This window comes from Pseudaminobacter soli (ex Li et al. 2025) (assembly GCF_029892515.1).
GTDB lineage: Bacteria > Pseudomonadota > Alphaproteobacteria > Rhizobiales > Rhizobiaceae > Pseudaminobacter > Pseudaminobacter soli_A.
The window spans coordinates 2052245-2065894 of the sequence record NZ_JARXVF010000001.1; the positions used below are offsets into that span (position 1 = coordinate 2052245).

Consider the following 13650-nt stretch of genomic DNA (forward strand, 5'->3'; position numbering starts at 1 on the left):
GCTATGACCAGGATGGATCTTCAAGGACGTCGCGTCCTCATCACCGGCGGCAGCGCCGGGCTCGGCCGGGCCATTGCCGAAGCAGCGCTCGGTCGTGGTGCCGACGTCACCGTGATCGCCCGAGGCGCGGCGCGGCTGGCCGAGGTCGCGCGACTGGGAGCGAGGGTGCTGGCTGGCGACGCCACCGACGCCGCCTTCATGGACGCCTCGGTTCGCGAAACCCAGCCAGACGTCCTGATCCTCAACGCGGGCGCGCCGCTCGCCATGGGGCAGATAGACGAACTGGATTTCGAGGACTTTTCGACCAACTGGAATGTCGATGCAAAAGCAGGGCTTGCCGGGATTCAGGCCGCTTTCCGCGCGCCGATGGCGACAGGCTCGCGGGTTCTGGTCATGTCGAGCGGCGCGGCGATGGTGCTCAGCGCCGCGCATATTCCCAACCAGAGCCTTTACCTGTCCGGTGGCTATGTCGGAGCCAAATACATGCTCTGGTTCATGGCCCACAACGCCAACGCCGTTTCGGAAAGGCGCGGGCTGGGAATCCACTTCCAGGTGCTGGCACCCACGCAGCTGATGGCCGGAACGCAGCTGGGGCTGAACGTCGCGTCGGCCTATGCCGACCTCAAGGGCGTTACGCCCGAAGCCTATCTGCAGCAGCGCTATGGCCCGCCGCTTACGCCTTCTCATCTCGGCGAGCAGGTCGCGGACATTCTTTCCGATCCGCGCTATCGTTCGGGGGTGGCCTACGGGCTGACGGTTGGAGGCGCGCCTGTGGGGCTTGATACATGAAAGCTGAGGAATTCGAAGAACGTCTGCGCACGCTCAGGCCGCGACTGCATCGCTATTGCGCGCGCATGACGGGTTCGACCGTGGACGGGGAAGACGTGCTACAGGATACGCTGATCAAGGCCCTGCGTGCACAGGCGGAAGGCACGCAGGTGGACAATCTCGAATCGTGGCTCCTGCGTATCGCACACAATACGTGCCTCGATTTCCTGCGTCACAGATCGCGGAACACGGTCGTCCCGCTTGCCGAAGACATCGAGGATGCGCCGCTACCGGAAGCCGATATTGTCGTGGTCGGGTTTCACACGTTCCTGCAACTGCCCGAGTTGCAACGCTGCGCCGTGATCCTCAAGGATGTGCTCGGTCATTCGGTCGAAGAGGTTGCGACGATCGCCGACTGCTCGCCTGCGGCAGCCAAATCGGCGCTCCAGCGCGGGCGCGCTGCGCTGCGGCAACTGGCGCGGCAGCCGGAAGACACTCGGCTTCCTCTGTTGTCGGATGCGGACAGGCAGAAGATGGCCGTTTACGTCAGGCTGTTTCAGGGCGGCGACTTCGATGCGATCCGCGCCATGCTGGCCGATGACGTAAAGCTCGATCTCGTGAACAGGCTCAAGCTCGAAGGCCGCCAGAGCATCGGTCGCTACTTCACCCGCTACGCCGAGGAGACGAAATGGACCTTCGCCTTTGGCGCCGTCGAGGGGCGGCCGGCAATGCTCGTATTCGACGCTGCCGGTCCGATGGAAAAACCCGCGCATTTCGTTCTGATCGACTGGCAGAACGACAGGATCGCGGCGATCCGCGATTTCCTGTTTGCCCCTTATGCGATCGAAACAGCCGATTGGGCACGGCTGGGTTGAAATGCCGGCTCGCGCAGGCGTCGTGCTCGCGCCTGCGCGAGTTCTATTTCGGTTGGGGCGGGGCTAAGAGGGCTGTGGCGTAAACGTCGCCCCATCTAAGGCTCAACATCACCCCCGCCTGAGCGCGGTCACCTCAATCTCGATCTTCATGTCCGGCTTGATGAGCTGGCAGACGATCATGGTCGCTGCAGGCCGGATCTCGCCAAAAAACTCGCCGAGGACCGGGAACACGATATCGGCACAACGCTGGTCGGTGATGTAGTAGTGCGCGCGCACCACGTCGGCGAGCGAGAAGCCGCCCTCCTCCAGCGCCTTGGCGATGGTGGCCAGGCAGTTGCGGGTCTGGTCCTCTATGCTCTGGGGCATGGTCATGGTGGCGTAGTCGTAGCCGGTCGTTCCGGAGACGAAACACCAATCGCCCTGCACGACCGCGCGCGAATAGCCGGCGGTTTTCTCGAAGGGCGATCCGGTCGAAATCAATTTGCGCATGGAAAGGGCTCCCGACCTACTGGTTAAAGGATCTGGTCATCGCCGTGCGGATCTCGGCTGGCCATGTGTCGAGCGGCGGCCAGGCGTCCGGCGACGTTTCAGTCTGCTGGGCAAAATAGACCGCTTTTGCCTCCGGGTCGAAGGCGACGAAGCCGTTGCCCTCGCCGCAGGAGTGGGGAATGCAGCCGCTGCCGTAAAAGATCCCGTTGGCGGTCCTGTCCAGCCCGCCCGATACCGAAAGCGCCAGCGCCACATCGGCGAGCTTGTCGCCCAGCACCTTCTTGGCCGCTTCGTAGAAATCGCTGTTGGCGAAGAGGTCGTAAGGGTGCGTGGCCTTGGCCGGATCGAGGTCGGCCCAGCTGGTGCCCGGCTGCGGCACGTAAGCGAGCTCGCCGGAAACGCGCAGGCCCTCGTCTGGCGTCCAGCTCTGCAGCTCGGCCGTTTCGCCCGGGCGCAGATAGGGCACGAAGAAGAGGCCGTCCTGGGTGACGGCGGCTGGCGGCGAGCCGCACTCCTTGCCGACCGTCTCGGTCTTCAGTTCGCCGCCCGCTGGCTTCCAGACGATCACCGTCGACGGCCCGCAGGCATTGCCTCCATTGCCGACCGAAAAAAGCGCCACCTTGGTGCCCTGCAGCTCGATCGTGCGGTCGTAGAGCACGACATAATTGTGCGCGAGCTCCTTGCCGTTGAAGGCGAGAACCTTTTCCTGCTCTTTTGTCTGCTTGATGGTCAGCTTGCCGCCGGCAAAGGGAATGACGGTCGGTTTTTCGTCCTGGGCGAAGGCCGACGTGCCAGCGGCAATAAGCAAGGCGGCGGCGAGGGAGAAAGCGGTCCGGCTCATGGCAACTCCGAATCAGGGAGTTTCAAAACGGCCGGAAATCAGGGCTTCCGGCGGCGAATATGCCCAAACCATGCCACAGCCCCGCGGGCGCTGTCAGCCCTTGAGGCGAGGTCGTTCGCGTGGCGCGCCGCCATTCAGGGGCAGAACAAGAAAAAGGGCCGCTAAAAGCGGCCCTTTCCAAAAGCGAGAACCGCGCGAAGCGGCTCGCGAAACCCAGCCGGGCCTTATGCCCAGGGGCGGGTCTCGGCGTATTTCTGCTCGAAGCTGGCGATCGCCGGAGCCTTTTCCATCGTCAGGCCGATGTCGTCGAGGCCGTTCAGCAGGCAGTGACGCTTGAAGTCGTCGAGGTCGAACTTGACCGTGCCGCCATCGGGACCGTGGATTTCCTTGGCCTCGAGATCGACCGAGATCGTGGCGTTGGCGCCGCGCGAGGCGTCGTCCATCAGCTTGTCGAGGTCTTCTTGGCTGACCGTGATCGGCAAGATGCCGTTCTTGAAGCAGTTGTTGTAGAAGATGTCGGCGAAGCTGGTCGAGATCACGCAGCGCACGCCGAAGTCGAGCAGCGCCCAGGGCGCGTGCTCACGGCTCGAGCCGCAGCCGAAATTGTCGCCCGCGACGAGGATCTGCGCGTGGCGATAGGCGGGCTTGTTGAGCACGAAATCGGGGTTTTCGGAGCCGTCCTCGTTGAAGCGCATTTCGGCGAAAAGGCCCTTGCCGAGCCCGGTGCGCTTGATCGTCTTCAGATAATCCTTGGGGATGATCATATCGGTGTCGATATTGACGATCGGCAGGGGGGCGGCGACGCCGGTGAGCTTGGTGAACTTTTCCATGATATCTGTCCCGATCCGGTTCCGGGGAATGTTTCGCCCCCTGCTTTACACAAAGCATGCGGCGAATCAAAGGGGGACATGTTCCGGCAGGCAGCGCGGGCGGGGTCTTGATTTCGCGGGCCTCTCCGCCACATCGGACCAGATGGCGGAGCAACACTGTTTCATCGGAACCGCCGGCTGGAATATCGCTGCGGCGCATGCGCAGCGGCTGCCGGGCACGGGAACACAGCTCGCGCGCTATGCTTGTGGCCTCAACGCCGTGGAGATCGATTCAAGTTTCTATCGCCCGCACAGGCGCGAGACCTATGAGCGCTGGGCGGACAGCGTGCCGGCCGAATTCCGCTTTTCGGTAAAGCTGCCGAACACCATCACCCACGACCAACGTCTGGCGGATTGCTCCGCGCTCATCGGTGAGTTCCTGGCGCATGCGAACGGCCTCGGCAAAAAGCTCGGCGTGCTTCTGGTGCAGCTGCCGCCGAGCCTTGCCTTCGACGCGCCGACCGCGGAGGTCTTCCTTGCCGAGCTGCGGGCTGAGAGCGATGCGGGAATTGCGTTGGAGCCGCGCCATGCGAGCTGGTTCGAGCCAGAGGCCGAAGCGCTTCTGGCGCGGTACCGGGTGGCGCGGGTGGCGGCCGATCCGGCGCATTTTGCCGCTGCCGACATGCCGGCGGGCTGGCAAGGCCTTGCCTATTTCCAGCTGCACGGCTCGCCGCGCGTCTATCATTCGGACTATGTGCCCGAAAGCCTCGGCGCCATCGAGCGGCAGGTGGACGAGGCCACGCGCGCGGGCCGCGAGGTGTGGTGCATCTTCGACAACACCGCGCAAGGTCACGCGCTGGGAAATGCGCTGGACCTTGCCACGGCCATGTCGGCGATCAGATCACATTGAGCTCGCGGAACGGGCGGTTCCCGGCGATGCGGGCATAGCCGAAGGCCGAGCAGTCGATGGTGCGATAGCCGCCATGGACCAACAATTCGGCCAGCGACTTGCCCACCGCCGGCGCCTGCTGCAGGCCGTGGCCGGAGAAGCCGTTGGCGAAGATGAAGTTCTCGACCTCCGGATGCGGCCCGATCACCGCGTTCTGGTCGAGCGTGTTGTAGTCATAGTGCCCGGCCCAGGCGCGCGTTGCCTTGATCGCCTCGAAGGCGGGCACGCGGGTGGCCAGCACCGGCCAGATCTTGTCCTCGAACAGCGACCAGTCGGGATCGAAATCCTTCGGATCGGCCGGGCCTTCGCCCGCCTCTTCCTCCGCGCCGCCGGCGAGGTAGACGCTGCCTTCGGGGCGGACATAGATGCCGCTGGGATCGACCATCAGCGGCATGTCGGCGAATTTGTCGCGCGCCTCGAAGACGAAGACGTTGCGTTTGCGCGGCTCCACCGGCAGCGCCAGTCCGGCCATGGCAGCGACCTTGCCGGCCGAGGGGCCGGCGGCGTTGAACACGATGCCGGCTTCCAGGCGCTCGCCGTTCTCAAGCGTCACGGCGGAGACGCGATTGCCCTCGCGCTCGATGCCCGCCACCGCATGGGCGATGAAGTCGACATTCTTCTCACGCAGCGCCTTGCGGAACAGCATCAGCATGGCATGCGCGTCGAACCAGCCCTCGCCCGAGCGGCCATAGGCGCCGGCCGTGATGCCCTCGGTGGAAATCCAGCTGAAGCGCTTCTGCAGGGCATCGGCGTCTTCCAGCACAATGTCGGCGCCCTCGGCCATCTGCGCGGCGTGGTTCTGCTCGAGGATCGACTGGCCGTTCTCGCCGGCGAGGATCAGATAGCCGCCCTCGCGGAAGCCGATGTCGGCGCCGGCGCCGAATTCCTGTTCCAGACGCCGGAACAGGCCAAGCGTGAACTGCGACAGGCGAATGTTTTCGGGGATCGAGAACTGCTGGCGGATCGAGGCTAAGGACAGCGTCGTGGACGAATGGGTGAACTGCGGGTCGCGCTCGATCAGCGCGATGGAACCCGAAAAGCCTTCCTCGCGCAGGTAATAGGCGATCGAGCTGCCGACGATTGCCCCGCCGATGATGATGACGTCGTAACGCGCCATATGTCTCTTCCCGATATCTGGTTGCAGGCCGAGCTTCCTATCAGCCTTTTCGGGTGACGTATTGCAAGAGACAGGGTTGAAAGGCAAGAAAGACCGCATGATCCAGCCGCCCATCCATCTGCGCCGCTCGGTGCTTTATGTGCCCGCCTCCAACGACAAGGCGCTGGCAAAGCTTGCGTCGCTTTCCTGCGATGCGGTGGTGATCGACCTCGAAGATTCGGTCGCGCCCTCCGAGAAAGGTGTCGCGCGTGAAAAACTGGCGGGCATTTTTGCGCCCCCCCCGGCCGGTGTTCGCGAGATGGTGGTGCGCATCAACGCGCTCTCCAGCGAATGGGGGGCGGACGATCTTGCCGCTGCGGTCGCCTGTGCGCCCGACGGCATATTGCTGCCCAAGGTGGAGACGCCGCGCGACGTGCTGGACGCCGCCGACATGCTGGATGACAGCGACGCGCCCGAAAACCTTCTGCTGTGGGCGATGATCGAGACGCCGCGGGCCGTGCTTAACATTGGCGCGATTGCCGAGCTCGGCCGCAATGCGGCGTCGCGCCTTTCCTGCCTCGTTGCCGGCACCAACGATCTGGTGGCCATGACCGGTGTGCTCGCCACGCCCGACCGGCGCTATCTGATGCCCTGGCTGATGCAGATGGTGCTGGCCGCACGCGCTGGAGGGTTGGACATCCTCGATGGCGTCAGCAATGATTTTCGCGACCTCGAAGCCTTGGCTGCCGACTGCGGCCAGGCCCTCGCCATGGGGTTCGACGGCAAGACGCTGATCCATCCCGCCCAGATCGGTCCGGCCGAGGCAGCTTTTTCGCCCTCGCCCGCGGCGCTCGCCGAGGCGGAGCGGATCGTGGCCGCTTTCGCGTTGCCCGAAAACGCCGGCAAGGGAGCCATCGGCCTCGACGGCCGCATGGTGGAGCTTTTGCACCGGGCGCAGGCCGAAAGGCTGCTTGCCAAGGCGGCGATGATTGCCAAGTGACCGGAAAAGGCGTCGAATAGTGGTTCGAAAACAGAATATTATGGCCGAAGGCTTTCCGCGCCCTTAGCCGCAACTACGTTCAAGGCAAACGTGCCACGACGGGGAATGACGACATGAAACTCTACCGCTTCCTGACCGGCCCGGACGATGCGAGCTTCTGCCACAAGGTGACGGCGGCTCTGAACAAGGGCTGGCACCTGTTCGGCTCGCCGACCTATTCCTACGACGTCGAAACCAAGACGATGAAATGCGGTCAGGCGGTGGTGAAGGATGTCGATGGCGTCGAATACGATCCCGGCATGAAGCTCGGCGACTACTGAGGCCAGCGGGCGTTCCAGCCCGCAACTCTCCGCGCACGGTCGAGGCCGTGCGCCGGCGTCTTCAGGAATGGTCCGCCGATTCCTCGATGCGTTCCATCTCGTCGTCGCTGAGGCCGAAATGGTGGCCGATCTCGTGGATCAGCACATGGGTGACGATGTCGCCCAGCGTTTCCTCGTTCTCTGACCAGTAGTCGAGAATGGCACGGCGGTAGAGCGTGACCCGGTTGGGGCCGTCGCCGGTCTGCGGATTCCAGCGCTCGGCAATGCCGCGCCCCTCGAACAGGCCGAGCAGGTCGAAGGGCGTTTCCAGCGACAGGTCGTCCATGATCTCTTCGGTGGGAAATTCCGCCACCTGGATGATGACCTCGCCGGTCAGCTTGCGAAACTCTTCCGGCAAATGGGCATAGGCTTCGATTGCCAGGAATTCCAGCTCTTCCAGCGACGGCGAAAGCTGTTCGTGCCATGAGCGGCTTTTGTAGATACGGGCCATTCTGTTTCCTTTTGCCCGCATATAGCCTTTTGGCGGCTGCCTTTCGAGCTTTTTGCGCCGGCACCCGGAAAATGGCCCAACGGGCGCTTCTGGGCGGTCCGATCAACAATTCGGGAGAGGAATAAATTCTCCTATGAGTTGCTTGACTCTGCGGGGCCGCTCTGGAATCTATAGGAACATAACAGGAACAAATACCGGAAAGCACACCGTCATGGCGACGTCCGCCGTGGCGCAGGCGACTGTTTTTGCCTTGCGCCAGAAAATCGCACGCATCGAGGGTACGCTGCCGGAACGCTTGGCTGCGCCGGCCAAGGCGCGTCCGGAAGAGGGCGCCGTCGTGCTGCGGCGAAACGGGACCGTGGATGCGGCCCGCAGCCTTGCAACAGGTGCGGCAAGTTTTGACGCCGCCCTTGGCGGCGGGCTGCCGCTGGCCGCGCTGACCGAGATCCATGGCGCCGAGACGCGCGACGCCGGAGCGGCAAGCGGTTTTGCGCTCGCGATGGCCGGGCTTTTGCTGGCGCGGACGACGCGAAGGGTCCCCCTGCTCTGGATCGGCACCACCGAGATCTTCCGTGAGGCCGGCATGCCCTATGCGCCGGGCCTGTGCAGCCGCTTCGGCATCGAGCCGGACGAATTGCTGATCGCCGAGGCGCCAAAACTTCTGGATGCGCTGTGGATCGCCGAGGAGGCCGCTGAGCTGAAAGGGTTTTCGGCCGTCATCCTCGAAATCCGCGGCAATCCGCAAAAGCTCGACCTCACCGCCACGCGCCGGCTGCACCGGCGCGCGCTCGGCGCGGGCCGGCCGGTCTTCCTGCTGCGGCAGGCCGGGCAGGCGGAGCCTACGGCCGCGCCGGTGCGGCTCGTCGTTACGCCGGCGACCGCCGCCCCCCGCCACACCCTTGCCGGTCCGCTGGCAGGATCGATCGGCCCGCCGGGCTTTGCCGTCAGCATCGACAAAAGCCGCCTTGCCCTGCCCGGACAGTTCACACTGGAATGGAACGCCGATGAACGCTCATTCGCCGAAAGACACCAGCAGGCCCTCGGGCCAGCGGATACTGGCGCTGTGGTTTCCCTATCTCGGCACCGAGCGCATCCTGCGCCAGCGGCTGGGACGGTCGTGGCGTTTGCAGCCGCAGGCGCCGCGCCCGCCGCTGGTCATCAGCCATCGCGACAAGAACGCCCAGCGCATCGCAGCCCTCGACGAACAGGCTGAGCGGCTGCGGCTGAAACCCGGCATGGGCATCGCCGATGCGCGCGCGATGCATCCGGGGATCGAGGCCGTCGAGGCGGATTCGGCCGCCGACCGCCGCCTGCTGGAGGGGCTGGCCGACTGGTGCGACCGCTACACGCCGCTGGTGGCGCTGGACGGAGCCGACGGCCTGTTCCTCGACATCACCGGCTGCGCCCATCTGTTCGGCGGCGAAAAGGCCCTGCTCGACGATCTGCTGGCGCGTTTCTTCCACCAGGGGTTCGATGTGCGGGCGGGGCTGGCCTCGACGCCGGGGGCGGCCTGGGCGGCGGCGCGGTTCCGCAGCCCCGACATCGTCGAGCCGGGAGCCGAGGAAAAAATGCTCGAGCCGCTGCCGCTGGCAGCACTTCGGCTGGAGCCGGCCACGGTCGCAGGTCTTGAAAGCGTCGGGCTGCGCAATGCCGGCGCCATATTGCGCAGCCCCCGCGCGCCGCTGGCGCGTCGTTTCGGCGCCGCCCTCCTGGCACGCATCGACCAGGCGCTCGGCCGCACCGAGGAAGCGATCTCGCCGCGCCTGCCGGTCGCTGCCCTTTCAGTGGAGCGGCATCTGGCCGAGCCGGTTGCGCTCATGGAAGACATCGAAAGGCTGGTGCTGCTGCTGGCCACGAGCCTGAGGGCCGATCTGGAACGGCGCGGCGAGGGCGCGCGCGCCCTGCAACTCCTGCTGTTCCGGGTCGACGGCATGGTCAGCCGCGTCAGCGTGGGCACCTCGCGGCCGCTGCGCGCGGCCGAGCAGGTGGCGCGCCTGTTTCACGAGCGGCTGACCGCGCTCGATGGCGCGCTCGAGGCCGGCTACGGCTTCGATCTGGTGCGGCTTTCGGTGCTGACTGCCGCCCCCTTCGCCATGGCCCAGACCGACCTTGCCGGCGATGTCCTGCAGGGCGAGGAGGACCTTGCCTTGTTCGTCGACCGCATCTCGGCCCGCCTCGGTGCGGAGGCGGTGCACCGGCCGGCCACCGTCGAAAGCCATCTGCCGGAACGGGCGGTGGCGAGAACACCTTTTGCGATGGTGGCGGGCGCCACGGCGCTGCGTGCCATACCGGCCCCTCCGGAGGCACAGGAGCGCCCCATCCGCCTGCTCGCCCATCCCGAGCAGATCGAGGTCATGGCGGCCGAGATCCCGGAAGGCCCGCCGGCCCGCTTCCGCTGGCGCCGCGTGCTTTACGATGTGGTGCGCGCCGAAGGTCCCGAGCGCATCGCCGCGGAGTGGTGGCTGGAACCCGCCGAGAGCCCCACGCGCGATTATTTCCGCATCGAGGACCGCACCGGACGCCGCTACTGGCTGTTCCGCGAGGGTTTTTACGGCGAAGGCAAGCCCTCTCCGCGCTGGTTCATGCAAGGGCTGTTCGCATGAAGCAGGAACCGTTCCCCTTCGCGCCCATTGCCTCGCCGGCCTATGTCGAGTTCGGCGTGCAGTCGAATTTTTCCTTCCTGCGCGGCGCCTCCCAGCCGCAGGAACTGGTGGTGGCCGCTTGCCTGCTGGGCCATGCCGGCATGGGCCTTGCCGACCGCAACACGGTGGCCGGCGTCGTGCGCGCCTGGACCCAATCGAAGTGCATCAGGTTTTCGGACGATGCCAAGCCCGTGCGGCTTGCCTACCATCCCGGCTGCCGGCTGGTGTTCGGCGACGGCACGCCCGATGTGCTCGCCTACCCGCAAACCCGCGAGGGCTGGGGGCATCTGTGCCGCATGCTCACCGAGGCCAATTTGCGGCCCGAAACCGAAAAGGGCGCCACGCTTCTGAGGCGCGAAGACCTTCTCGAATGGGGCGATCTCATGTCGCTTGCCGTGCTGCCGGACCTTTCGGAGGCAGCGGGCGCGGACCAGCTTGCCCTCGTCCGCCAGCTGAAGGATCGTTTCGGCAGAAACCTGCGCCTTGGCGTCGCGCCCGCCTATCTCGGCGACGACCGTTTTCGCATCGCGCAGGCCGCCGCGATGGCCGATGCGGCGGGCGTGCCGCTGATGGCGACCAACGACGTGCTCTACCATGCCGCCGACCAGCGCCCGCTGCAGGACGTGCTCACCGCGATCCGGCTGAACAAGTCCGTCGCCGAGGCAGGGTTCGAGCTTGCCGCCAATGCCGAACGCCACATGAAGCATCCTGTCGAGATGGCGCGGCTTTTCCGTGCCTATCCGCAGGCGCTGGCCGAGACGCTGCGCTTTGCCGAAAGCCTTGAGTTCTCGCTGGACGAATTGAAGCACAACTATCCCGAGGAAACGACGGAAGAAGGCGTCGACCCTCAGGACGAACTGGAAAGGCTGACCTGGGTAGGCGCCGCAAACCGCTATCCGGAAGGCGTTCCCGAAAAGGTGCAGGGCCTGATCCGGCACGAACTCGCTATCGTCGCCGAGAAGAAATATGCCCGCTACTTCCTCACCGTGAACGACATCGTCCGCTTTGCCCGTTCGGAAGAGTGCAACGTGCTCTGCCAGGGACGCGGCTCGGCCGCCAATTCGGTGATCTGCTATTGCCTCGGCATCACCGAGGTCGATCCCGAGCGCATGAAGGTGCAAGTCCTCTTCGAGCGCTTCGTCTCCACCGAGCGCGACGAGCCGCCTGATATCGACGTGGATTTCGAGCACGAAAAGCGCGAGAAGATCATCGCCTATATCTACGAGAAATACAGCCAGAAGCGCACCGCGCTGGCCGCCGCGGTGGTGAGCTACCGGGGGCGTTCCGCCCTGCGCGAGGTCGCCAAGGCGATGGGGCTGTCGGACGATGTGCGCGGCGCGCTGTCGGGCTCGATCTGGGGCTGGTCGTCCAGCGAACTGGGCGAGAAGGAGGCCAATGCCGGCGGTCTCGACAAGTCGGACCCGGCCGCAAAACACGTGATCGCCCGCGCCAACGAGATCCTCGGCTTTCCGCGCCACCTGTCGCAGCATGTCGGCGGCTTCGTCATCACCCGGGACCGGCTCGACGAGATCGTGCCGATCATGAAAACGGCGATGGACGAGCGCAAGATGGTCGAATGGGACAAGGACGACCTCGATGCCGTCAGCATCCTGAAAGTCGACATCCTCGCGCTCGGCATGTTGTCCTGCCTGAAGCGCGCCCTCGACCTTCTGGAAGATCATTATCGCGTGCGCGACCCCTATGGCCGGCGGCTGACGCTGGCGACGATCCCGGCGGAGGAAAAACCCGTCTACGACATGATCTGCCGGGCCGACACGCTCGGCGTCTTCCAGATCGAGTCGCGCGCCCAGATGTCGATGCTGCCGCGGCTAAGGCCAAGGGAATTCTACGATCTCGTCATCGAGGTGGCGATCGTGCGCCCTGGCCCGATCCAGGGCGACATGGTGCATCCTTACCTGCGCCGGCGCATGGGCAAGGAAAAGGTGGAATATTACAAGCCCGAACTGGAAAAAATCCTGAAGCGCACGCTGGGCGTGCCGCTGTTCCAGGAACAGGCCATGGCCATTGCCATCGAAGCCGGCGGCTTCACGCCGGGCGAGGCCGACCAGCTGCGCCGGGCCATGGCCACGTTCCGGCGCAACGGCACGATCGGCAATTATCGCGACCGCATGATCAAGGGCATGGTCGAGAGGGGCTATCCGAAGGATTTCGCCGAGCGCTGTTTCAAGCAGATCGAAGGCTTTGGCGAATATGGCTTTCCCGAAAGCCATGCCGCCTCCTTTGCCCTGCTGGTCTATGCCTCCTGCTGGTTCAAGACCTTCTATCCGGACGTTTTCTGCGCCGCGATCCTGAATTCTCAGCCCATGGGGTTTTACCGGCCCGCCCAGCTGGTGCGCGATGCGCAGGACCATGGCGTCGAGGTTAGGCCCATCGACATCAACGCCTCGGATTGGGACTGCACGCTTGAAGACGCCCCCTTCGATCCCAAGCGGGTCCTTGCGCGGCATGCCGAGATGCGCGGCGTGATCAAGTCGGCGCGCGCGGTGCGGCTCGGCTTCCGCCAGATCAAGGGCTTGAGCGAAGACGATATGCGCGCCTTCGTCGCCGCGCGTGGGGCGGGCTATGATTCAGTGCGCGACGTGTGGCTGCGCTCGGGCCTGCGCGTCGACGCGCTGGAACGGCTGGCCGGGGCCGATTCCTTCCGCTCGCTGGGGCTCGACCGGCGCGAGGCGCTATGGGCGGTGCGCGCGCTGGGCAGCAGGGCGGTCGAGCGCCTGCCGCTGTTCGACCGCCCTGAAATCCGCCTGCGGGATATGGAGCCCGAGACCGAACTGCCGCGGATGCCGCTGGGCGAGCACGTCGTGCATGACTATCGCTCGCTCGGGCTGTCGCTGAAGGCGCACCCCGTTTCCTTCCTGCGCCAAAAACTCGACCGCGCCGGCATCACGCCGAACTGGTTGCTGCCGAATGTTCCGGATGGCAGGCGTGTCTCGGTCGCCGGCCTTGTGCTGGTGCGCCAGCGGCCGGGCAATGGCAAGGCCATCTTCCTGACCCTCGAGGACGAGAAGGCCATTGCTAACGTCATCGTCTGGTCAAGGGTGTTCGACCATTTCCGCCCCGTCATCATGGGCGCGCGCTTCATCCGCGTCAGCGGTAAGCTGCAGTCGGAATCCGGAGTGATCCACATCGTCGCCGACAAGATTGAGGACCTGTCGGGCTGGCTGGCCGCGCTTTCCGAGGAAGCGCAAATTGCGGCCGTGCGCCCCAATTCCCAGCTTCCGGGAAGGCAGCCCCCGAACGCCTCGCCAATTGCCGCGCGCGATTACGAGGCCCTCTCCCGCGAGACGCATGAAGTCATGCCCAAGGGGCGCAATTTTCAGTAGGGCGCTGGCAGGCGCCATCGCGGGAAA

Annotated in this window: 13 protein-coding genes; 8 read left to right on the forward strand and 5 right to left on the reverse strand. The window is 65.2% G+C overall.

The window, feature by feature from the left end:
• Window positions 1-3 precede the first annotated feature (3 nt).
• Both M2281_RS09795 and M2281_RS09800 read left to right on the forward strand, forming a co-directional pair.
• Window positions 4-789 carry an SDR family oxidoreductase gene (locus M2281_RS09795; protein ID WP_280820868.1) on the forward strand — a complete coding sequence of 262 codons (786 nt, stop codon included), beginning with the start codon at window positions 4-6 and terminating at the stop codon, window positions 787-789.
• Complete coding sequence (locus M2281_RS09800; protein WP_280820869.1) at window positions 786-1643, forward strand: sigma-70 family RNA polymerase sigma factor; 858 nt, start codon at window positions 786-788, stop codon at window positions 1641-1643. Before M2281_RS09795 ends, M2281_RS09800 begins: the two co-directional genes overlap by 4 nt.
• A gap of 108 nt (window positions 1644-1751) precedes the next feature.
• On the opposite strand, the gene M2281_RS09805 is transcribed toward M2281_RS09800, so the two are convergent.
• The 3 genes from M2281_RS09805 to leuD form a co-directional block, all read right to left on the reverse strand.
• A complete protein-coding gene (locus tag M2281_RS09805; RefSeq protein ID WP_280820870.1) occupies window positions 1752-2132 on the reverse strand; it encodes a RidA family protein in 381 nt (126 codons plus the stop codon).
• A 16-nt stretch (window positions 2133-2148) separates the two neighbouring features.
• Complete coding sequence (locus M2281_RS09810; RefSeq protein ID WP_280820871.1) at window positions 2149-2973, reverse strand: hypothetical protein; 825 nt, start codon at window positions 2971-2973, stop codon at window positions 2149-2151.
• A gap of 224 nt (window positions 2974-3197) precedes the next feature.
• The gene (leuD, locus tag M2281_RS09815; protein WP_280820872.1) at window positions 3198-3803 is read right to left on the reverse strand and encodes a 3-isopropylmalate dehydratase small subunit; all 606 of its coding nucleotides are present in this window, start codon (window positions 3801-3803) and stop codon (window positions 3198-3200) included.
• A 142-nt stretch (window positions 3804-3945) separates the two neighbouring features.
• Between leuD and M2281_RS09820 the strand changes: the two genes are divergently transcribed.
• Entirely contained in the window at window positions 3946-4692 is a 747-nt protein-coding gene (locus M2281_RS09820; RefSeq protein WP_280820873.1) for a DUF72 domain-containing protein, read from the forward strand.
• On the opposite strand, the gene M2281_RS09825 is transcribed toward M2281_RS09820, so the two are convergent.
• Entirely contained in the window at window positions 4679-5848 is a 1170-nt protein-coding gene (locus M2281_RS09825) for an NAD(P)/FAD-dependent oxidoreductase (RefSeq protein ID WP_280820874.1), read from the reverse strand. The two genes, M2281_RS09820 and M2281_RS09825, sit on opposite strands and share 14 nt — an antisense overlap.
• A gap of 97 nt (window positions 5849-5945) precedes the next feature.
• On the opposite strand from M2281_RS09825, the gene M2281_RS09830 reads away from it, so the two are divergent.
• The gene (locus M2281_RS09830) at window positions 5946-6827 is read left to right on the forward strand and encodes an HpcH/HpaI aldolase/citrate lyase family protein (RefSeq protein ID WP_280821171.1); all 882 of its coding nucleotides are present in this window, start codon (window positions 5946-5948) and stop codon (window positions 6825-6827) included.
• Between the two features lie 113 nt (window positions 6828-6940).
• Window positions 6941-7147, forward strand: coding sequence for a DUF1737 domain-containing protein (locus M2281_RS09835; protein WP_280820875.1), 207 nt, complete (start codon window positions 6941-6943; stop codon window positions 7145-7147).
• Window positions 7148-7208: 61 nt separating this feature from the next.
• Here M2281_RS09835 and M2281_RS09840 read toward each other — a convergent pair whose 3' ends face one another.
• A complete protein-coding gene (locus tag M2281_RS09840) occupies window positions 7209-7637 on the reverse strand; it encodes a metallopeptidase family protein (RefSeq protein WP_280820876.1) in 429 nt (142 codons plus the stop codon).
• 211 nt (window positions 7638-7848) lie between these two features.
• On the opposite strand from M2281_RS09840, the gene M2281_RS09845 reads away from it, so the two are divergent.
• From M2281_RS09845 to M2281_RS09855, 3 genes are read left to right on the forward strand one after another with little or no spacing between them, the layout of a single operon-like run.
• A complete protein-coding gene (locus M2281_RS09845; protein WP_280820877.1) occupies window positions 7849-8850 on the forward strand; it encodes an ImuA family protein in 1002 nt (333 codons plus the stop codon).
• On the forward strand, window positions 8762-10240 hold the full coding sequence (locus M2281_RS09850) for a DNA polymerase Y family protein (protein ID WP_280821172.1): 1479 nt from the start codon (window positions 8762-8764) through the stop codon (window positions 10238-10240). The genes M2281_RS09845 and M2281_RS09850 overlap by 89 nt, the downstream gene beginning before the upstream one ends.
• Window positions 10237-13623, forward strand: coding sequence for an error-prone DNA polymerase (locus M2281_RS09855; RefSeq protein ID WP_280820878.1), 3387 nt, complete (start codon window positions 10237-10239; stop codon window positions 13621-13623). Before M2281_RS09850 ends, M2281_RS09855 begins: the two co-directional genes overlap by 4 nt.
• Window positions 13624-13650 lie beyond the last annotated feature (27 nt).